Annotated in this window: 16 protein-coding genes; 7 read left to right on the top strand and 9 right to left on the bottom strand. The window is 38.8% G+C overall.

What is annotated here, in order from left to right; all coding sequences use genetic code 11:
- Positions 1 to 90 precede the first annotated feature (90 nt).
- The 4 genes from H3Z82_RS11515 to H3Z82_RS11500 all read right to left on the bottom strand — a co-directional run bounded on the left by H3Z82_RS11515 (position 91) and on the right by H3Z82_RS11500 (position 7,858).
- Positions 91 to 1,647, bottom strand: a complete 1,557-nt coding sequence (locus tag H3Z82_RS11515; protein ID WP_182205656.1) for a RagB/SusD family nutrient uptake outer membrane protein — start codon at positions 1,645 to 1,647, stop codon at positions 91 to 93.
- Positions 1,648 to 1,658: 11 nt separating this feature from the next.
- Entirely contained in the window at positions 1,659 to 4,763 is a 3,105-nt protein-coding gene (locus tag H3Z82_RS11510) for a SusC/RagA family TonB-linked outer membrane protein (protein WP_182205655.1), read from the bottom strand.
- Between the two features lie 796 nt (positions 4,764 to 5,559).
- A complete protein-coding gene (locus H3Z82_RS11505; protein ID WP_182205654.1) occupies positions 5,560 to 6,744 on the bottom strand; it encodes a pyridoxal phosphate-dependent aminotransferase in 1,185 nt (394 codons plus the stop codon).
- Between the two features lie 13 nt (positions 6,745 to 6,757).
- Positions 6,758 to 7,858, bottom strand: a complete 1,101-nt coding sequence (locus tag H3Z82_RS11500; protein WP_182205653.1) for a fatty acid desaturase family protein — start codon at positions 7,856 to 7,858, stop codon at positions 6,758 to 6,760.
- A gap of 145 nt (positions 7,859 to 8,003) precedes the next feature.
- Between H3Z82_RS11500 and rsmG the strand changes: the two genes are divergently transcribed.
- Positions 8,004 to 8,633: a 16S rRNA (guanine(527)-N(7))-methyltransferase RsmG gene (gene rsmG / locus H3Z82_RS11495; protein ID WP_182205652.1), complete on the top strand. Its 630-nt coding sequence runs from the start codon at positions 8,004 to 8,006 to the stop codon at positions 8,631 to 8,633.
- A gap of 73 nt (positions 8,634 to 8,706) precedes the next feature.
- Here the strand turns inward: rsmG and H3Z82_RS11490 are convergent, their stop codons facing one another.
- The 4 genes from H3Z82_RS11490 to H3Z82_RS11475 all read right to left on the bottom strand — a co-directional run bounded on the left by H3Z82_RS11490 (position 8,707) and on the right by H3Z82_RS11475 (position 14,419).
- The gene (locus H3Z82_RS11490; RefSeq protein WP_182205651.1) at positions 8,707 to 10,371 is read right to left on the bottom strand and encodes a T9SS type A sorting domain-containing protein; all 1,665 of its coding nucleotides are present in this window, start codon (positions 10,369 to 10,371) and stop codon (positions 8,707 to 8,709) included.
- A gap of 180 nt (positions 10,372 to 10,551) precedes the next feature.
- A complete protein-coding gene (pruA, locus tag H3Z82_RS11485) occupies positions 10,552 to 12,177 on the bottom strand; it encodes an L-glutamate gamma-semialdehyde dehydrogenase (protein WP_182205650.1) in 1,626 nt (541 codons plus the stop codon).
- Between the two features lie 409 nt (positions 12,178 to 12,586).
- Positions 12,587 to 12,973, bottom strand: coding sequence for a Co2+/Mg2+ efflux protein ApaG (gene apaG, locus H3Z82_RS11480; protein WP_182205649.1), 387 nt, complete (start codon positions 12,971 to 12,973; stop codon positions 12,587 to 12,589).
- Between the two features lie 195 nt (positions 12,974 to 13,168).
- Positions 13,169 to 14,419: a type IX secretion system plug protein gene (locus H3Z82_RS11475; RefSeq protein ID WP_182205648.1), complete on the bottom strand. Its 1,251-nt coding sequence runs from the start codon at positions 14,417 to 14,419 to the stop codon at positions 13,169 to 13,171.
- Positions 14,420 to 14,597: 178 nt separating this feature from the next.
- On the opposite strand from H3Z82_RS11475, the gene H3Z82_RS11470 reads away from it, so the two are divergent.
- The 6 genes from H3Z82_RS11470 (at position 14,598) to nqrF (ending at position 20,723) form a co-directional block, all read left to right on the top strand.
- Positions 14,598 to 15,953: a Na(+)-translocating NADH-quinone reductase subunit A gene (locus tag H3Z82_RS11470; protein WP_182205647.1), complete on the top strand. Its 1,356-nt coding sequence runs from the start codon at positions 14,598 to 14,600 to the stop codon at positions 15,951 to 15,953.
- A 10-nt stretch (positions 15,954 to 15,963) separates the two neighbouring features.
- The gene (locus H3Z82_RS11465; RefSeq protein WP_182205646.1) at positions 15,964 to 17,190 is read left to right on the top strand and encodes an NADH:ubiquinone reductase (Na(+)-transporting) subunit B; all 1,227 of its coding nucleotides are present in this window, start codon (positions 15,964 to 15,966) and stop codon (positions 17,188 to 17,190) included.
- 3 nt (positions 17,191 to 17,193) lie between these two features.
- Positions 17,194 to 17,943, top strand: a complete 750-nt coding sequence (locus H3Z82_RS11460) for a Na(+)-translocating NADH-quinone reductase subunit C (RefSeq protein ID WP_182205645.1) — start codon at positions 17,194 to 17,196, stop codon at positions 17,941 to 17,943.
- 6 nt (positions 17,944 to 17,949) lie between these two features.
- Positions 17,950 to 18,594 carry an NADH:ubiquinone reductase (Na(+)-transporting) subunit D gene (locus tag H3Z82_RS11455; RefSeq protein ID WP_182205644.1) on the top strand — a complete coding sequence of 215 codons (645 nt, stop codon included), beginning with the start codon at positions 17,950 to 17,952 and terminating at the stop codon, positions 18,592 to 18,594.
- 81 nt (positions 18,595 to 18,675) lie between these two features.
- Positions 18,676 to 19,407, top strand: coding sequence for an NADH:ubiquinone reductase (Na(+)-transporting) subunit E (gene nqrE / locus H3Z82_RS11450; protein ID WP_182205643.1), 732 nt, complete (start codon positions 18,676 to 18,678; stop codon positions 19,405 to 19,407).
- An 8-nt stretch (positions 19,408 to 19,415) separates the two neighbouring features.
- Positions 19,416 to 20,723 carry an NADH:ubiquinone reductase (Na(+)-transporting) subunit F gene (gene nqrF / locus H3Z82_RS11445; RefSeq protein WP_182205642.1) on the top strand — a complete coding sequence of 436 codons (1,308 nt, stop codon included), beginning with the start codon at positions 19,416 to 19,418 and terminating at the stop codon, positions 20,721 to 20,723.
- A 337-nt stretch (positions 20,724 to 21,060) separates the two neighbouring features.
- Here the strand turns inward: nqrF and H3Z82_RS11440 are convergent, their stop codons facing one another.
- Complete coding sequence (locus H3Z82_RS11440) at positions 21,061 to 21,783, bottom strand: YggS family pyridoxal phosphate-dependent enzyme (protein ID WP_182205641.1); 723 nt, start codon at positions 21,781 to 21,783, stop codon at positions 21,061 to 21,063.
- Position 21,784 lies beyond the last annotated feature (1 nt).

Below are 21,784 nucleotides of genomic sequence, written 5' to 3'. Positions count from 1 at the left end.
TAAAAAAACCGTCTCGAAATTCGAGACGGTTTCTTTATTGCTACACTTTCTTTTTTGTGTAGCTATTATTTATAGACTAACATAAATTATTTATTCCCATCCTGGATTTTGTTGTGCCGCTAAAGTAGGGTTTGCATCGACTTCCATTTGAGGTATTGGCCATAAAAATCTACTGTCTGATCCTGGGATGGCATTGACCCCATAAGGTCCAGTGTAAGGAGTGCCTAATACGTAAGCAGTAGCAGGAGGGTTTCCATTAGCTACCTTCATCGGAATACCATCCATTGGCTGTAAGTCATCACCTTGTAATCTGTGAATGTCAGACCAGCGTCTGCCTTCCATTAAGAACTCAATTCTGCGTTCTTTTATGATCGCACCTACCATTGTTGCAGGTGTTGTAAAGGATGATGAAGTATAGGCTTGTGTGGCTGGATTGGCTAGAGCTCTGTTTCTAACCATGTTTAGTAAGGTCAGTGACTGAGCTAAATCTGGTGTGGCTTTTCTTGCGTGGGCTTCTGCCATGTTTAACAAAACTTCAGCGTATCTAATGACTGGAGCCGCATCTGTATAGTTCACACCATCTCTATATTTGGCAGTATACTTTCTGCCATCTACCGTGAATACCATACCTTCAGGAGATGCAGTATCTCCTATTTCTACTCTACGTTTGTCATCTACTAACCAGCTTGGGTCTCTCCAGATAATAGGGCTGATAGCTACTAAACGTCTTCTGTTGTATTGAGAAGCCAAAGCAGCATTTACGCCTGGGTTGTTTGTAGAGGCCTGAAGCGTTGAGAAAATAGACTCACTATTGCCGTAGTTGTTATCAAACACTCCAATAGGCTCATCAGTTAATGTGTATACACCATTAAGCTTGTTGCCTTCTACAATCACGTTGTTCCAATCTCTCATGTGAAGGTAAACGCGTGTTTTAAATGCGATGGCTGCACCCTTAGATGCCTTTGTAAGCTGTGTGTTGGTAATCGTGTTTTCCGCATCATTTAAATCAGTCAAAACTTTCGCATATACTTCAGCAACTGTATTTCTACCTTTAACAATTTCGGAGTCAATTTCAGCTTGTGTGTCAATGCCTACTTCTCTGTAAGGAACTCCAAGGTGAGATGCATCTGCAGTATAATTATATGGTCTCGCAAAATACATAAGGAGTTCAAAATGAGTAATAGCTCTTAAGAACTTAGCTTGTCCTATGTAATCATTTCCTACCTCTGCTGATATGACTCCCTTTTCGATGGCATTGGTAACACCCTCTATCACTAAGTTGGTTCTGTTAATTAGTCTATAACCATCAACCCAGTAATACACATTGTTTGCTGTAGTAGCATCATAAGTTGCTGTGTAGGTCAGTTGATAAAAAGTTGCTGTATTAACAACATCTTCACCTCTGTTATCACCTTGTTGCACAAATGCTGCACCCCATATATAACCTCTTCCAGTACCTGTATACTCACCTATTGCGGCAGCATTATACATACCATTTAGAGAGCTTTCAATTAATGAAGGTGAAGAAAAGGCATCATCAAGAGAAATATTATTGACAGGACTGAGGTCTAAAAGATCTTCCTCTGAGCATGAAACCATTCCGATTCCAATAAGTGCTATTGATAAAAATTTGAATATATTTTTCATTTTATTTAATATTATAAATTAACATTTAAACCAAAAGATATGATTTTGGCTCTAGGAGTTCCATTCAAATCCACTCCTCCGGTTTCCATTTCAGGATTTAATCCTTTGTAATCAGAAATGATCAATAAGTTTTGTCCTTGAATAAATAATCTAATGTTGTCAACCTTAACTCTGTCTGTAAACGACTTAGGTATTTGATAGCCTAATGTGATATTATCCAAACTGATAAAGTCACCGTCCTCTATAAATCTTGTAGTGGTACTACCAGTCAAGTTAGTAAATGTATTACTGCTTGCCCACAATCTTGGCGTGATGCCATCTCCAGGATTTTCTGGACTTTGCCATCTGCCTAAAATTTCAGTGCTGTTGTTATTTAAGTTTTGGGTAACGAGATCTCTTCTTGTGGAGTTGAAAATTTTGTTGCCACCACTAAAACGGAACATGAACGTTAAATCAAAGTTTTTATAAGTCATTTTGTTAATAAGTGCGCCGTAATATTTTGGTAATGAACTGCCTAAAATGACTTTGTCAGAGTTAGCACTTAACGACGATGCTTGAGAAACATCTGCAGGGTTGCTAGGGTCAAAAACAGCATAACTTGTGGTGCTTATATTGCCTTGTACCAAAGAGCCGTCAGCTTTGTAATATACAGGATTCCCATTGGCTGGGTTTACACCCCAATATTTAAAACCGTACAGAGAGTTAATTGACTCACCTTCTCTAATAATTAAGTTTTGATTGATGTTCACATCACTAAATGTGCCACCAGGGATATCCTGACCTTCAGGAATACTTAAAACTTCGTTTCTATCAAGGGTTAAGTTGGCTGTAATGTTCCAGCTGAAATTTTCATTTGAGATAGCTCTGTAGTCAATACCAAACTCCAAGCCCTCGTTGACCATTGCGCCAATATTCTTTTTGATTCTACCTCCAGGAACACCTAATGATGCTGGAACAGGAACGTCTAGAATTAAACCGTCAATATCATTTTTGTAGTAGTCAAACGTTAATCTTAGCTTGTTGTTCCATAAGGCAGCGTCCAATCCAAAATCAGTCTTTTTACTGGTTTCCCACAGTAATTGATCATTACCAAATTGGCTAAAAGTAAGGCCATTAAGAGTACCATATTTAGCTGCAGAGGTTAAACCCAAGTAAGGGTAACTTCCAATTTCTGTATTGCCCACTTCAGAGTACGAGCCTCTTAATTTGAATTCGTTGATAGTATTTTTAAGATTGCCAAAGAATTCCTCGTTTGCAATATTCCAACCGGCAGAATATCCTGTAAAGTTATTCCAACGATTTGCTTCGCTCAACTTTGAAATTCCATCACGTCTTATAGAGCCTTGAAGGAAATATTTTTGCTTGTAGTTGTAGTTTACACGTCCAACATAAGAAATAATTCCGTTTTCAGTTATACTACCTCCTGAAGTTTGCGTACCGTAAGCGTTTGTCACAAGATTTTGATTGTAGAATTCATCTAAAATATCAGTTCCTGTTCCAAAAAAGGATTGGTTTTTGGCCTTTTGATATTCTGATACCAAGGTCACACCTAAATTATGGGCATCATTAAATGACTTGTTATAAGACAGAATGTTTTGCATGTTCCAAGTCAACAAATCGGCACTGTTGTTTTGTAATCGTCCATTAGAGCCTCTTCCATCACCATGAGTTGGATCCCAAAATAAGAATCCAGAGGTTAATACATTGTCGGAACTTGCTTGAAATCTATAGTTTAAACCTTCAAATAGGTCTGCGGAAAGAAATGCATTGGCAAGTGTTCTATTTACTTTAGATTCATACTTGTTCTTTGCCAAAACATAGGCAATGTTTGAAATGTTGTCTCCTACAGGATCAGTATTGGTGCCTTGTCCAACAACACTATTGTCAGCTGAAAGGTTATAGCCTGTTGGATGGTCAGCATTGTATATAGGGGTGTTTGGTAATTGTCTTGTTGCATTAAAGATGTTTCCAGATAGAGAATTCAATCCCGTATTGAGACCATCGTATTCTGTTCTGGTAACGGCAAGGCTACCTCCAACAGTTAACCACTTATTTATCTTATGTTCTAAGTTTGATCTCATATTATATCGAGCCATACTGTTGGCTTTAGCCACGCCTTTTTGATTAGCGTAACCCATAGAGAAAAAGTACTTAGTGGATTCGGAGCCACCGTTCAAGGATAGGTTGTGATCTGTTTGAAGAGCCCTTGAGTTTAGAACTGCATCTTGCCAATCCGTATTAAACTCATTTCCTATGGCCCATGGAGCCTGGCCTCGATTGGTACGTTTTTCATTTGCAATGATTAAAAACTCAGGAGTCTCTAATAAGTCAAAAGTTTTAATAGCAGAAGCAAAACCAGTAACATTGTTATAGCTAACTTTCATTCCGCCTCTTTTACCTCTTTTTGTGGTGATCAAAATAACACCATTTGCAGCGCGTGAGCCGTAGATGGCAGTAGCTGCTCCATCTTTTAAGATTTCATAAGACTCAATATCATTTGGGTTGATATCCGCTAAGCCGTTTGTTGAGGCATAACCTCCAATATCACCCGAATAAATTGGCATCCCGTCAACAACAATCAGTGGGAAGGTGCCAGAACCGATAGAAGCAATACCTCTGATTCTGACTCTTGGAGCCTCACCAATAATACCGTTATTGGAGGTAACCTGGACCCCCGGGGCTCTACCAGCTAGTTGTGATTCAAAACTTGGGGTAACCAAGCCTTGCAAATCGGCACCTGAAACACTGGAAATGGCACCGGTAACTTCGGATTTCTTTTGGACACCGTAACCTACGACGATTACTTCATCCAATACAGATGCGTCTTCCATCAAAGTCACATTCACGGTGTTTGATGCTCCTACTGTTATTTCTTGAGCCTTTAGCCCTACGTAAGTGAATGAAAGAATATCACCCGCTTTTGCATTTATGGAATATTTACCGTCAAAATCGGTTTGTGTTCCAGTGCTTGTTCCTTTGACCAAGATATTTACTCCAGGCAATGGTAAACCAGATTCATCAGAAACTGTTCCTGATACGGATTTTTGTTGCGCAAATGTGATTTGTGCAACCAACACTAAACAAAGTGTTAGAATTAGACTGAATTTTGTTTTCATTTATAAAATGGTTAGAATTATGGCAGCAAATGAAACGAATAATTACATATAAAGCAATAGGGTGTGTTAAATAATTATAAATATTTTAAAAAAAGTGTTAAAAAATAATAAAATTTTTAGTTTTAAGTATGTGTTTTGTAATGTAAATATCTGATAGTAAGGTGTTTGTGATTTGTGGTTGTTCGAAATTTAACATAATTTCGGAGTTGTTAATTTTTGAGTTTGCATTGTCATAAAGAGTAGAATTTTGATTTAACAACTATTGATCGTTGCATATGTATTGTTGGTGCCGCCCTTATTTTAATATTTGAAATTATCGCAAGAGTTGATTGTCCATGTCAACTAATAAGAAGCTTCAATTTTGAGATCTTAGGCTTAATTGTAAATGTTGTTGACCTATTGACGGCAGGTGTCACCTGTTTGTTTTATAGGAGACGTAAAATAGTGATTCTATAAAATTGAGAGTACGAGGCTTCAGTAAAAAGATCAGAGAAGCCTTTTTTGGATTAATGACTAAAAGAGGCTTAAAGCTTAATGCTTAAGAAGAGCTTTGGGGTGAAAAACTCCATTGCAAACGATTTCTCATCGGAATGGATGCTTGTGGCCTTAGTTGTTGTATAATCTAAAAAAGTTATGAAATAGATGGCCTTATGGTAGCGTAAAAGGAGGGTGGTGTTGAACAACAGAAGGATTGGGTGATTTGATGGTAGCTTTCTTGCTGGTGCTGACGATAGGTGTTAAGGCAAAGAAAGCCACTTGTTTAAGTGGCTTTCGTGTCTTATGTGTAGTCTTTCTCTTAATTAACCGCAGCCTTAATGCGTGACAAGGCTTCTTTTATTTGATCTTGGGAAGCTGCGTAAGAAAGTCTAATGCACTCTGGACTTCCAAAAGCTCCGCCATCAACTGTTGCAACCAGGGCCTCTTCAAGTAAATATAATGAGAAATCGGCAGCGTTATTAATCGTTTTTCCTCTCAGGGTCTTTCCGAAATAGTAGGAAATGTTTGGAAAAACATAAAAGGCGCCTTCTGGGACGTTGGTTTTAAAACCTTCAATGTCCTGGAGTAGATCGAGCACCAAATCACGGCGCACTTTAAATTCGTCAATCATAAATTGAACTCTTGATGGCGATTCTTCCAAAGCGGTAATAACGGCACGTTGGGCAATACAATTGGCACCACTGGTTATTTGTCCTTGCATTTTGTTGCAGGCACGTGCAATTTTTTCGGGACCTCCAATATAGCCAATGCGCCAACCCGTCATGGCAAAAGCTTTTGAAACGCCGTTAATGGTCACCGTGCGATTGTACATGTCATCAAATTGAGCCATACTTGCGTGTTTTCCTTCAAAATTAATATGCTCATAAATTTCGTCAGAAACCACAATAATATTCGGATGCTTCTTTAGCACATCTGCTAATCCGCGCAATTCTTCTTTGCTGTAAACAGAGCCACTTGGGTTACAGGGCGAACTGTACCAAAGCATTTTTGTCTTTGGTGTAATGGCGGCCTCCAATTGTTCCGGTGTCATTTTAAAGTCGGTGGCAATGGTGGTAGGTACTTCTACGGGAATCCCGTCATTGAGTTTTACCAAATCGGAGTAGCTCACCCAGTACGGACAAGGGATAATGACCTCGTCACCTTTGTTGATAATCACTCCAGCTAAATTGGCAAGCGATTGCTTGGCGCCTGTAGACACGACAATTTGATTTCGATTATAAGTCAAATTATTGTCGCGTTTGAACTTTTTGATGATGGCATCTTTGAGTTCAACATAGCCATCTACGGGAGTGTAAGAGCTATAATTGTCATTGATTGCCTGTATGGCGGCCTCCTTGATATAATCGGGCGTATTGAAGTCTGGTTCGCCTAAGCTTAAACCAATAATGTCTTTTCCTTCGGCCCTTAGTTCTCTGGCCTTGGCTGCCATTTCTAAGGTGGCAGAGGTAGACATGTTTAAAATTCTATCTGAAAGTAAGTTCATGTAAAAATAATGATTAAGCTTGTATTGCTGGTTTTAGCCCCATTTCTTTAAGGTGTCTGAAATGTGCTATTATTGCTTTTCGGGTGGTATCGTACTCTTTGTAAGGTAAATTAAATTCAAGCGCCGTGGATTTGACTATTTTTGAAATTTTAGAATAGTGGACATGGCTGATATTAGGAAAAATATGATGTTCTACCTGATGGTTTAATCCGCCGGTAAACCAATTTACAATTTTATTATTGGTTCCGAAATTGACCGTAGTCAACAATTGATGGATGGCCCAAGTGTTTTTCATAGTGCCATTTTCTGCCGGCAATGGCATTTCAGCATCTTCCATAACGTGTGCCAGTTGAAAGACCACACTTAAAATAAGTCCGGCCACGTAGTGCATCACAAAAAATCCGAGCAATACTTTCCACCAGGCTAAATCTGTTAATACCAATGGCAGTACAATCCAGATGGATACATAAATAATTTTTGAAATTACTAATTTACTCCATTCTGTCGCAGGATTGGGGAATTTTCCATAGGACAATTTACGCTTCATATAGCGTTTCATTTGAAGGAAATCGGTTGTAATGGCCCAGTTTATAGTCAATAGACCATAAAGTAGGACAGAATAATAATGTTGAAATCTATGATGTTTATGCCATTTGGCGTGTTTTGAAAAGCGTAAGATTCGTCCCGCTTCCAAATCTTCATCATGCCCGTGGATGTTGGTGTAGGTATGATGCAGAACATTGTGCTGAACCTTCCAGTTATAAACATTTCCAGCCAAAATGTAGATGCTGCTTCCCATTAAACGGTTGATCCAGTCTTTATTTGAAAACGTGCCGTGATTGCCGTCATGCATTACATTCATACCAACTCCTGCCATTCCAATGCCCATGACAACAGTCAATAATAACATTGCCCAGCCTGGTAAATCAAGAGTGAGAATCAAAAAATAGGGAGTTAAGAATAAGGTAAACATTACCACTGTTTTTACCCAAATTTTCCAGTTACCGGTTCTTTTTATGTTGTTGTCCTTGAAATAATCATTGACGCGTTTATTGAGTGTTCTGAAAAATTTTGTGGAATCGTTTCTAGAAAAGGAAAGGGTTTGTTGTGTCATGGCATTATATTTTACTATGATAACGACAAAAATTACGCCATCATATTAATGGTGCAAAGATAATCAATTAATGTTTTGTTCATGATGCGAATATGGTAAATTTATCTGTATAAAAATGATTAATTTTGCGGGAAATTTAAAGATAATGCAACTTATAAGAAATTATTTTCCAGATTTATCTGAAATCCAATTGCAGCAGTTTGAACAGTTAGAAACACTTTATAAAGATTGGAACCTTAAAATAAATGTGGTATCTCGGAAGGATATTGACGAATTATATTTACGACATGTGCTCCATTCGCTTGCCATCGCAAAACTGATTTCGTTTAAACCAGGATCGGAAGTGATGGATGTGGGTACGGGTGGTGGTTTTCCTGGAATTCCTTTGGCTATCATGTTTCCGGAAACCAATTTTCACCTGGTAGATAGTATTGCCAAAAAATTAAAAGTGGTTGATGAGGTGGTTGAGGGGCTCCAATTGACTAATGTAAAAACGTCCCACAGCCGCGTGGAAGAGCTCAATGGTACCTACGATTTTATTGTAAGTAGAGCTGTAGCAGCAATGCCAACCTTTGTGCGTTGGGTAAAAGGAAAGATAGCCAAAAAGCAACAACATGAACTTAAAAATGGCATCATTTATTTAAAAGGTGGTGACCTGGCTGAAGAACTTCAGGATTTTCCAAAAGCTAAAGTTTATGCGCTTTCGGAGTATTATAAAGAGGACTTCTTTGAAACAAAGAAATTGGTCCACCTCCCCTTAAAGTATAAAGGCTGAATTAAAATTCAGCCTTTAGTGTTTATAAATTATACCGAAATTTTACAGACCGATTGCAGTTTGTAATTGGTATTTATTTTACCATAAGTTTTGTATTGTAAACAAAACCATTTTCGGTTTGAATGTTTACTAAATATAAGCCCGTCTCCAGGTTGATAGGAATTGTTGTGCTTTTTGAAAGCGATGTCTGGGTATTTAAAACCAATTTACCCGTAAGGTCAACAATTGATATTTTTGCCTCCGTAAAATCAGTACTGCTTAACAAGGTCATAGAATTGTGAACAGGGTTTTTTTGGAGTTTGATGGTGTGGGCCTTTAAGTAATCCATTGTTCCAAGGGTGCCCTGGAGAATTTCGTCCATTGCAAACATAGCATTCCCAGGGGTCAAAGTCATGTGCGGTTCATTATCCGTTGGGAGATAAGTGTTGGCAAATGGCGAATTGCTGAGGTCCGGATTTGCATACCAATTGGGCTGGTTGTCTATTGCCAAGCCGCTGAGCGTTGGAATAAAGCTGAAATATTGCGAATTTAAATTGTTGAAAAAATCGGCAATTAGAGGATTGGAACCGTCATCAAAAGCATATAAATCAAATTGACCTCCAGGAGCGCTATCTAATCCATCCGACGATGCGGTTGATTGTGCCGATGCATCAAATTCGAGGACGGTGGTCCAAGGCAGAAAAGAAAATAATCGTATCTGTCCTATAAAATTTGACACTTCACTTGTTTCATTTGCGGCTGGTGCAAAATTCACAACTGTATTTATTTGAGAGTAAACGCTTACGCCGCCAACTTCGATTGTCCCCATATCAAAGGTATGGTTGATGAGCTCCATTCCTGGAGTGCCAGTCATTTGACCAACACCACTGCCGTTAGTTATGGCCACATTCCTCGTGTTCTGAGGGAAGCCCATGGCATCGAGTTCATTCTGAAACGCATCCCGGAAATTTGGAGCACCTTTAGGTGTATGGACCGAGTTATCTTGGTTAACGCCATTGGCGCCTACATGACCCAAATAATGGTCAATTAGCATTTGTTTGGCTGCGGGGCTGTTTAAAAGTCCGTTTACCAAGGGTTCAGCCTCGGTTATATTGGGTGTGCCATTGACGAGATAATTAAAGAGATACTGCATCCCGATTGGCACATTTGATCCTCGGTGTGGCGCATCAAATGAAATATGCAAGCGTGTGTCGTGATCCATCATGTTCTGTTCCATGTAGCGCAGGGCATATCTGGAAATAAGTCCGCCCATGCTTGGTCCGATGACCACATTTTGTTCAGCGCCCACTTTCATGCTATTTATGGTATTTATAAGTTCTATAAAAGTAAAGGCGTTCCGCTGAATATAATCAGCCCCTCCCATAAGCATTGTGCCATCTGTGGGACTTGCGTAAGACGCTTCAAGATTAAGAACCACTAGGTCATAACCTTCATCCCTTACTAAATCGCCTAAATTCAATCCGGTATTACCGTAATTCAATAGGGCATACACCGCAGGGATGTCTCGAGAATCGTTGGGGTCAAAGCCATCAATCAGAAATATGGGTTTGTCCAATACGCCATCAACATTGTCATAGTAAATTTTATATTGGGCAGATCCCAATAGAGGAGAGGGTTCGTCATATCCCTGATAAGGAATGGTTGCGTCAACGGTCATAACAGGGCTTTCACTGCCAGGCGTCTGGCCGAATAGGAAAGCATTGGTTAATAATAATAGAAGAAAGTAGTTTTGTTTCATTTAAAATCTGTTTTATAGTTGACTTAAATATACAAAGTTTTGACTTTCTGAGACTAAGTAGTGAAATTATTTATCCCAGGCTCCTAATTCATGCATCTTCAATTTACTTCTGCGCCTATTGGTTTAAACAAAAAAATCCCCAAACGACAGTTTGAGGATTTTTTTAGATCTAAACAGGTTTTATCCTAGAAAAGGATAACGGTAATCTGTTGGTGTGACAAAAGTTTCTTTAACCAATCTTGGAGAAATCCAACGTAAAAGGTTTTGAAGACTGCCCGCTTTATCGTTTGTTCCGGAAGCTCTTGCGCCACCAAAAGGCTGTTGGCCTACTACGGCGCCTGTTGGTTTGTCGTTGATATAGAAGTTTCCGGCCGAGTTTTGAAGCGCTTTGGTCGCTTCGTCTATCGCATATCTATCGGTTGCCATAATGGCACCGGTTAAAGCATATTCACTCGTTGTATCCACTAATTTTAAGGTTTCGCTAAAAACCTTATCGTCGTATACATAAACCGTCATGACAGGACCAAATAGTTCTGTATACATGGTTGGGTATTTTGGATCGGTCGTTTCTATAACCGTTGGTTCGATGAAATAACCTTTGCTCTTATCGTAATTTCCACCTGCAATAATTGTCGCATTCTTATCTTTTTTAGCTTGGTCGATATAACCGGCCAATTTATCAAATGACGCTTCATGGATGACCGCAGTAACAAAATTATCCATGTCTTCGGGCGATCCCATTTTGACCGTTTTCAGATCTTCAATGACATACTTTTTAACATCGCTCCAGATGCTTTTTGCAATATACCCTCTAGAAGCAGCACTACATTTTTGACCTTGAAACTCAAATGCGCCTCTAACAATTGCGGTGGCCACTTGCCGTGCATCAGCCGTTTTGTGCGCCACGATAAAGTCTTTCCCGCCAGTTTCGCCTACAATTCGTGGGTAGGTTTTATAATTTGTGATATTATTTCCAATCTTTTTCCATAGATTCTGAAAAACGGAAGTTGATCCTGTATAATGTAATCCAGAGAAATCAGGACTTGCCATAATTGTATCCGTAATCATAGCAGGGTCACCAAAAACAACATTGATTACTCCGGCCGGAACTCCAGCTTCTTCAAAAACATCCATAATCACTTTAGCAGAATAGATTTGATGATTACTTGGCTTCCAAATCACCACATTTCCCATTAAAGCCATACATGACGGCAAATTGCCAGCAATGGCGGTAAAATTGAATGGTGTAACGGCATAGGTAAAACCTTCTAAAGGTCTGTATTCAACACGATTCCAGGCATCACTCGTGCTTTCTGGTTGGTCGTGATATATTTCAGTCATAAACTGAACGTTGAATCTCAAGAAATCGATCAGTTCACAAGCCGAATCAATTTCAGCTTGATGGATGGTTTTTGATTGCGCAATCATGGTTGCGGCGTTGATTTTGGCTCGGTATGGGCCCGCAATTAATTCGGCTGCTTTAAGAAAAATACCAGCACGATGTTCCCAAGGCATTTGAGCCCAGGCCTTTCTTGCTTCAAGTGCGGTAGCAATAGCGTCCTCAACATGACTTTTATCCGCCAAGTGATAGGTTCCAACCAAATGCTGATGATCATGGGGCGGAGACATGGTCTTGGTGTTTTTAGTTGTGACATATTTGCCATTGATATACAGCGGCACATCAACTTGACTTCTGTACATTTTTGAATATTCCGCTATCACAGCCTCGCGTTCTGGAGATCCTGGAGCGTAAGTTTTGACAGGTTCATTAACGGCAACAGGTACCTTGAAAAATCCTTTTCCCATGATTGTTTTTATTTTGAATGTTTAAAATTTTAAGATGCGAAGATACGAAATTTTGAATCCTTTTTCGCGTGATAATGTCCTAAAACCTCGTTAAATGTCAGGATTGTTTTTCTGTAAAACCTTAGCGATCAATCGCAGTTGAACATTAAAGGTAGTAGGTGTTGGGTCTTGAATAGACGTTGGGCTAATTCAGATGGAGAATCTGAGTTTGCGTTTATCAAGCCAATACCAATAATTGGCCTTCAGAAGGGGTCAAGAAAGCAGGGGTCTTTAAAAAGTAATCCTTGTATTTAAAACAATTACTGAAGAAATTTGAACCATGTCCATTCGGGCAGTTCAATATCTGGCAGAAAAGCGAGAGCAATATGTATCGGAATCCATCTTTGTGGCAAGCGTTTTCTGATCTGATTTAATTCAGTGCAAACGGTGCGCTTAATTTAAACGACGGAATGTACACCTTAAATTTATTGGTGTTGGTGAAGTTGACCATATTGTAATGCCCGTGCATTGCTCCAAATGGAGATGACAACAAGCATCCCGATGTGTAGGTGTGTGACTCTCCTGGTTTTAAAACCGGTTTCTTGCCAATTACCCCTTCGCCTTCAATGATTTCTACATGATTTAAAGCATCGTAAATTCTCCAATGACGAGAATTTAACTGTACAGCACCTTTGCTTTGGTTTTCGATAGTTATTTTATAACCAAAGGCAAAATGGACTTTGTAATTTTTATAAAAAGTACCCTCAAAAGTGGTCTGTACACTTATTTTTATACCACTTGTAACTTGCTGGACCATAATATTAGAATGATTAGATATATGCTAAAATAGCACAATTAAAAAGATTTTAATAATTTATTTGATTCAAGATGTAGCGTTATCCCTGTTTTTACACTTATTTAACAGAAAATTAGGTGGTTGTCTTTTGAAATGGCAATTAAACGTCACTTTTTAAAGTGGTTTTCAAGACGCTATTTTCAGGAGATTGTACCATTAATTCGAAATATTGACTGAAGATCCTTCCCCCATACCAATTAATCTGTCATAGCGGGCGCCCAAATCTCTATAGTATACCAATACCTTGTAATTGTTTTCTGTTTGGTAGAAATCGCCACTAATGGCACCTTCGTTTAAAATGCCATTCTTATCGGTGATTACATATTTGTAATTGTAAAATCCTTGCTTTAAACGAAACGCACATTCATATAGGCCAGTTTCCGAATTAAAATGAAGTTCGTTGTCCGGTTCCAATGCGTAATTGTTATAATTTCCATAAACATAAATAGAGCTGCCATCAGTCAGTTCAGGATGTTGAAGAGCAAAATGAATCATGGTATAATCGGCTTCAATGGACACGTCATTTGCGTCAATGGCGGTGATTAAAAAATTACCATTAATATCTGGGTTGTAGGTGTAAAGTTGGTTGGCTCGTGAGGTGTTCACAAACAGATAATTGTGATAAATGTCTTTCAAATCTATATACTGTACGCCAACATTGGCGGCGCGTACATCCTTATTCTCAAAATAGAGGTATTCGTTACCACCCCAAAAACTGGTTTCTGAAGTGTATTTGTAAATTAGCTGATTACCTAAAGTATATTGTGGCTTGATGTTGGAAATTGCCGTATTGAGATTGTTGTTCTGGATGATCAAGCTTTTGACATTTTCTAAAGGATTGTTGAAGTTGATGTTTCTGCTATTGATGACAATGTCTACAGATTGCTTCTTATCGATATCCTTAACATCCCTTGAGCGTTTTATGGCAACCCCAACATTGACCAGGTCTTCATAGATCATAAATTTCCTGGAAAAGACCAATTCGTCATCGTCATTGAATATGCTCATTAGGTAGTTGCCCGTCACCAATAGGCCTCTGGTTTGCTCATTGGGGATTCGTAGCATATAATGTGAATAAATCTGATACGTATTGAATGAGTTTTTATAGTTCTGAATGCGTTGGTTGTCAAAACCTCTCAAGTATTCTGATTTTACCAAATTGGAAGGTGTCCAGTCATAATTAAAATGCTCAATCACATAATAAAAGTCAGGTTCAGTTCCGGTAAGCGCATCAAATTCCAAGAGCAACGGTTCGCCTAATTTCAAGATGGGCAATTGGCTTTCGTTGGTACTGCCTTTAAAACCGATAGTCTTAATATAGCTGGCCGGATTGACTTCTTCAATTTGCGAAAATCCAAAAGCCGTAAAGAAAAATAAGCAGAGAAAATATTTAAAAAGTGAAGTCATCTACATGCAGTTTGAAAGGTAAAGATAAACAAAAATTATACCTTAAATTTTACGCAATCGTTAACGTATAAATTTTATCGGAATAATTATGTAAACTGCATAATTAATTCGTAAATTTGCACCGATTTTTACTGTGTAAAATCACATCATTGTAACTATTAACCAATAGACTTATAATATGTCAAACGACATTAAGATTAAAAAAGGTCTGGATATTAAACTTAAGGGTGATGCTGAAAAAACCACTGAAAAGGCGGTACTAAGCAACTTTTATGTATTAAGACCAGATGACTTCCACGCTGTTACTCCAAGGTTAATTTATAAAGAAGGTGCGAAAGTGAAAGCTGGCGAACCCATCTTTCATGACAAAACCAATGAGGCTGTGAAATTTGTTTCACCAGTTTCAGGAGAGATCATTGAGATTGAACGTGGTGCAAAAAGACGTATTGTTGGCATTAAGATTCAGGCGGATAAAGAGCAGACCTACCAAGATTACGGTAAGTTGGATGTTAACGCTGTAGATGCTGATACGATAAAGGCCCGCTTATTGGCCTCTGGCTGCTGGACGTTTATCAAACAACGCCCTTATGATATTATTGCCAAACCTGACCAATCACCAAAAGCAATTTTTATTTCTGGTTATGATAGTGCGCCATTGGCGGCTGATCTTGATTATGTGCTTCAGGGAAAGGAGTCAGAATTACAGGCAGCCATTACAGCCTTGGGTAAATTAACTGAAGGTAAAGTGCATGTCAGTGTGGGGGCAAATTCAAACTCACCTTTGGCCGGGCTTTCCGGTATCACCTTGCATAAAGTATCAGGGCCACACCCTTGTGGTAATGTTGGTACTCAAATCAATAAAATTGATCCTGTCAATAAAGGCGAGACGGTATGGACCGTTAATCCGCAGGATTTGGTGATTATTGGTGAGCTATTGCTAACGGGTAGGTTCAATGCTGAGCGTATTGTTGCTCTCGTTGGTTCTTCTGTTAAGAAACCACGTTACTTTAAGACTAAAATAGCAAGCGAAGTCGCTACCATGGTTTATGACAATGGGGTTGAGCAAAACGGAAACGATCGTATCATATCTGGTAACGTATTGAGTGGAAAACAAGTTGGTCCTGATGGCTATTTAGGATATTATAGTAATCTGATCTCAATTATTCCTGAAGGTGATGACTATGAGTTTTTTGGTTGGAATAAGCCCGTTTTTGATAAAATCTCTAATTCACGAGCTTTGACCTTTTCGTGGTTGACGCCAAATAAGACCTATGATTTAGATACTAATATGAATGGCGAACACCGTAACTTTGTCCTTACTGGCAATTACGAGGAGGTTTTTCCATTGGATATATATCCTTTGCAAATTCTGAAATCATGTTTGTATGAGGACTTGGACGAAATGGAAGCCTTAGGGATGTATGAAGTAGCTCCAGAAGATTTTGCCTTGACAGAATTTATATGTGTGTCTAAACAACCACATCAGCAAATTATTAGAGCAGGTTTGGATTTAATGATAGAAGAAATCGGTTAAAATAGAGACAATGGGTTTAAAACAAAACTTACATAATTTAAGAGAGAAGTATAAAGGGACCAAAATGGCACCTGCCTTTAACGCCTTGCATACTTTTTTATATACGCCTAACTATACTGCACAAGGTGGTACGCACATTAAGGTGGCAGACGATTTAAAGCGAACCATGAACACGGTCATTATGGCCTTGATTCCATGTTTGATTTTCGGAATGTTTAATGCTGGGTATCAGCATTATTTAGCGGTAGGGGAAATTCAGGCTGTTTCAAACGGCTTTTTTAGCAGTGAATTCTGGAACTTGCAAAACTTTATTTTGGGCTTTTGGAAAATTCTGCCTTTGGTCATCATCTCTTATGGTGTAGGACTGGGGATTGAGTTTTTATTTGCTGTACTAAAAGGACATGAAGTAGAGGAAGGTTATTTGGTAACCGGGATGCTTGTGCCTTTAATAGTGCCAATTGATATCCCTTGGTGGATGCTAATTGTAGCTGTAGCTTTTGGCGTTGTTATTGGAAAAGAAGTATTTGGTGGTACGGGAATGAATATTCTTAACCCTGCATTGACCATTAGAGCCTTTTTATTCTTTGCTTATCCTACTTGGATGAGTGGCGATAAAGTTTGGGTTGAAGGTGCTGTAGAAAGAGCTAAGGAAATTGCAAGTGGTTCTAATGCCGATGCTATCTCTGGCGAAACCATTTTGGGAAGCTTAGCGCAATCTCATCCCATTGATTATTCCGTCATGGATATGTTTTTTGGATTTATCCCGGGATCAGTCGGTGAGACCTCTACGCTTTTGATTCTTTTAGGAGGGTTATTCCTTATCTTCACAAAAATAGGAAGCTGGAGAATTATGCTAAGCGCAACACTTGGTGCCTTAGTTATGGGGTATATCTTTAATTTTGTTGTTGACGCAGGATGGGTAACCGAATCTAGTAAGTTTTATGGATTGATGAGTACGGAGTTCTGGCATCATTTGATTATTGGTGGAATGGCCTTCGGTATTGTATATATGGCAACAGACCCGGTTACTGGTTCTCAAACCAATAAAGGAAAGTGGATATACGGTTTCTTAATTGGGTTTATATCCATAATGATTCGCGTATTCAACCCAGCGTATCCAGAAGGGGTGATGTTAGCTATATTGTTAATGAATGTATTTGCGCCAACTATTGATCACTATGTGGTTCAGGGCAATGTGAAGAAGAGATTAAAACGAGGAAAATTAAAAACAGCTTAAGTTATGGCGATCGATACAGATAAAAATAGTTATACCGTTATTTTTGCCATTGTTATGGTTATTTTGGTTGGTTCTATACTTGCAGGACTGGCCCAAGGCTTAAAACCTTTGGTAAAAGCTAATGAGCGATTTGAAAAACAACAAAACATATTGTACGCCATGGGCATTAATGCCAATGAAGGGCCAAGTGATGTTGAATTTATTTCTACAGACAAAGTAGAGGATGTGTTTAATAGCACCATTACAAATCAATATATAATTGAAGGTGATCAGGTTACTGAAGATCCGGAAGCCTATTTGCTTGATATTAAAAAGGAAGAAGCACTGGCCAAAGATCCAAATTATGTACGTAAATTACCGCTGTTTGAAGGTGTGAAGGACGGAAAACCTATCTATGTCATCCCGATCAGAGGAAAAGGTTTATGGGATGCCATTTGGGGTTTTGTAGCTTTAGATAAAGATATGGTTGTACAGGGCGTATTTTTTGATCACGCTGGTGAAACACCAGGTTTAGGTAGTGAAATTAAACAACGTTATTTTATGGATGATTTTGAAGGGGAACATCTTTTCAATGAATCCGGTGCTTTTGAAGGGATAACTGTAGCCAAAGGTAATGCAGACCCTAGAAATGAAAGAAAAACCGATAATGCTGTTGATGCTATTGCAGGAGCCACCATTACTGGAGACGGCGTGACCGCAATGATTAAAAAGGATTTAAGAATGTACGTGCCTTATTTCAAGACATTAAAATAAAATTGTATGAGACTTTTATCAAAAAAAGATAGTAAATTAATTATGGATCCTTTGGCGGATAACAACCCTATTACTATTCAAGTTTTAGGAATTTGTTCGGCCTTGGCAATTACCGCACAGTTGAAGCCATCTATAGTTATGGCCGTTTCAGTAATCTTTGTTATGGCAGTAGGTAACGTGGTTATTTCATTGATGCGGAATATCATTCCTTCTAAAATCAGGATTATTGTGCAACTTGTAGTGGTTGCAACCTTGGTAATTATTGTGGACCAGGTATTGAAAGCCTATGCTTATAGTTTGAGTAAAGAACTTTCGGTTTTTATCGGATTAATTATTACCAACTGTATCATTATGGGACGATTTGAGGCTTTTGCTTTGGCAAACGGACCTTGGCGATCTTTTTTGGATGGTGTTGGAAACGCCTTAGGTTATGGCGTCATCCTGATTATTGTTGGTTTCTTTAGAGAACTTCTAGGATCAGGAACCCTGTTTGGATTTAAAGTGTTGGGTGACCCTGTAGAAAGAACAGGTCTCTATGCTTTGGGCTACGAAAACAATGGTTTTATGGTATTACCTCCAATGGCATTGATTGTAGTGGGGATTATTATTTGGGTACAGCGTAGTAGAAACAAAGAATTAATAGAAGACTAATTTAAATAGGCTGCAGTAAGCAGTGATCAGTAAGCCGAACGCTGCTGACGACTGTGGACTGAAGACTGAAGACTATAAAAAATGGAACATATAGAATTATTTTTCAAATCGATATTTGTAGACAACATGGTTTTTGCATACTTCTTGGGTATGTGTTCTTACTTGGCGGTGTCTAAAAAAGTAGCGACAGCTGTGGGACTTGGTGCCGCAGTAATTTTTGTTTTGGCCATTACAGTGCCTTTAAACTGGTTGTTGGATCAATACCTATTGCAAGAAGGCGCTTTGAGTTGGTTGGGGCCGGAATATGCAGATTTTGATCTGAGCTTTTTATCCTTTATTATGTTTATTGCTACCATTGCTACAATGGTGCAACTTGTTGAGATTGTGGTTGAGAAATTCTCACCTGGATTATATAACTCATTGGGTATATTTTTACCGTTGATTGCAGTAAACTGTGCTATTTTAGGAGGGTCATTATTCATGCAGTCTCGTGAAATTGAAACTTTAGGCTTGGCACTTAATTATGGAATTGGTTCAGGAATCGGATGGTTTTTAGCCATTCTTGCTATTGCTGCCATTAGAGAGAAAATAAGATATAGTAACGTACCTGCGCCTTTAAGAGGTTTAGGAATAACCTTTATCATTACAGGTTTGATGGCTATTGGCTTTATGAGTTTTGGTGGGATGCTTACTGGTGGCGATGAAGCAACTGACGATGCTGTAGAAACAGTAGATGGTATGGTGACAGCCCAAAAGGAACATAAGATTACTGATCTTGTGATAGAAGAAATAAACGATACGGATAATAAATAATTAAGATTATGATATTAGCAGCAAGCACATTAGGAACAGTCATTGCTACGGTTGTCGCGTTTTTAGTGGTTACCTTATTACTGGTAACGCTTTTACTAGTAGTGAAACAAAAACTGTCTCCTTCAGGTCCGGTAACTCTTACCATTAATGGTGAACGTAAATTGGAAGTAAGTTCAGGAGGCACATTATTAAATACCTTATCAGCCGAAAAAATATTCTTACCATCTGCCTGTGGTGGTGGTGGAACGTGTATTCAATGTGAGTGCCACGTGCTTTCAGGTGGAGGCGAAGCATTACCTACCGAGACCCCTCACTTTAGTAGAAGAGAGATTCAAGAAGGTATTCGTTTATCTTGTCAGGTAAGAGTTAAACAGGATATGGAAATTACCATTCCTGAAGAAATATTCGGAGTTAAGAAATGGGAAGCTACGGTGGTTAGAAACTATAACGTTGCCTCATTTATTAAGGAGTTTGTTGTAGAAGTTCCTGAAGATATGGGTTATAAAGCCGGTGGTTATATTCAAATTGAAATTCCAGAGTGCGAAATAAAGTTTGAAGATATGGATATCACGGCGCATCCAGAAGAGCATGATACGCCAGATAAGTTTCAAGAGGAGTGGGACAAGTTTAAACTTTGGCCGTTGGTGATGAAGAATGACGAAATTGTTGAACGTGCCTATTCAATGGCTTCTTATCCAGCTGAAGGACGTGAAATTATGTTGAACGTTCGTATTGCAACACCACCTTTTGATCGTGCTAAGAACGGTTGGATGGATGTTAATCCTGGTATTGCCTCGTCTTATATATTTGCTCAAAAACCTGGTGACAAAGTAACTATTTCTGGACCTTTCGGAGAATTCTTCATCAATGAGTCCGACAGTGAAATGTTGTACGTTGGTGGTGGAGCTGGAATGGCGCCAATGCGTTCTCACCTATACCAACTCTTCAAAACCTTAAAAACAGGTCGTAAAGTGTCATATTGGTATGGTGGTCGTTCTAAACGTGAGCTGTTCTATATTGAGCACTTCCGTGAGTTAGAGCGTGATTTTCCTAACTTTAAGTTCTATATGGCATTATCTGAACCAATGGAAGAAGATAATTGGAAAGTAAAAGAAAACATTGATGCTCCAGGTGACGGTTTTGTTGGGTTCATCCACAATTGTGTGATTGATCACTATTTGAACCACCATGATGCACCAGAAGATATCGAACTGTATTTCTGTGGACCTCCGTTGATGAACCAAGCCGTTCAAAAGATGGGTGAGGATTTCGGAATTCCGGATGAAAACATCAGATTTGACGACTTTGGAGGATAATCCATATCGAAAATCAGTCAGTAATAAAGATAAAAAAACCAGTACTTTCAATAAGTGCTGGTTTTTTTATTTCCACAAGTGGGTTTTAATTCTTCGAGATTTGCCTCGATCGAAAAGACAATTCTTTATCCATACCTCATGGGCTTGTGCGTTCGTGCCGGTCGGGTTAACTTCATTCAAAATGTATTATGAATTTTTTAATGCTCAGCCTGACAAATGTTATAAATGGTCACAAGAAGCATGTAATTGACAACTGACCTCTATAAAATGGAAAAGATTTTAACTCTTGATTCTTGACATCAATAGCGAAGCAGTCTTGGTTCCAATTATCACAAACCTACTTTCCTTCATTCCAATAGTAGCTATCTGGATGTTCACGTTTTCCAAATACAGCGGTGCCAACCCTGACCATAGTTGCGCCTTCTTCAATGGCAATTTCCAAATCACCGCTCATGCCCATTGACAGTTCATTGACAGGAATGCCTTTGTCTAACAGTTGGAGTTGGATACCTTTAAGTAATTTAAAACATTTCCGAACTTTTTCATGTTCTGCAGAAAATAAACCGATGGTCATTAGACCTTTTATACGGATGCGATCAAACTGCTGAACCTCCAAGGCAAATTTTACGGCTTGGTCAGGATGCATTCCAAATTTGCTTTCTTCAAAAGAGGTATTAAATTGTAGATAGGCATCCATAGTCCTATCTTCATATTCGAGTCGGTTTTGTAATTTCTCAGCCAATCTGAGCCGGTCTAAAGACTGAATGCAATCCACATCATATCTTATGAGTTCTTTGACTTTATTGGTTTGGAGATGGCCTATAAAGTGTTTTTGATGAGGGAAGGGCTTCAAGCTCTCATATTTTGCTTTGATCTCTTGAATTTTGTTTTCGCCAATTAAGCTTTGATGATGGTTAAAGGCAATCTTTATGTTTTCTGCTGATACGGTTTTGGTGGCCAACAGCAGTTTTACGTCTTCAGGATCTCGGTTAGCTCTTTTACAGGCGTTTTCAATCCTGCCAAGAATAGATGCGATATTATTCTGAATTGTGGTTTCCATA

It is taken from the genome of Gelidibacter maritimus (genome assembly GCF_014062315.1).
GTDB classification, from domain to species: domain Bacteria; phylum Bacteroidota; class Bacteroidia; order Flavobacteriales; family Flavobacteriaceae; genus Gelidibacter; species Gelidibacter maritimus.
Note: the sequence above shows the minus strand (reverse complement) of the source record. Positions and strands in the feature narration are given on the sequence as shown.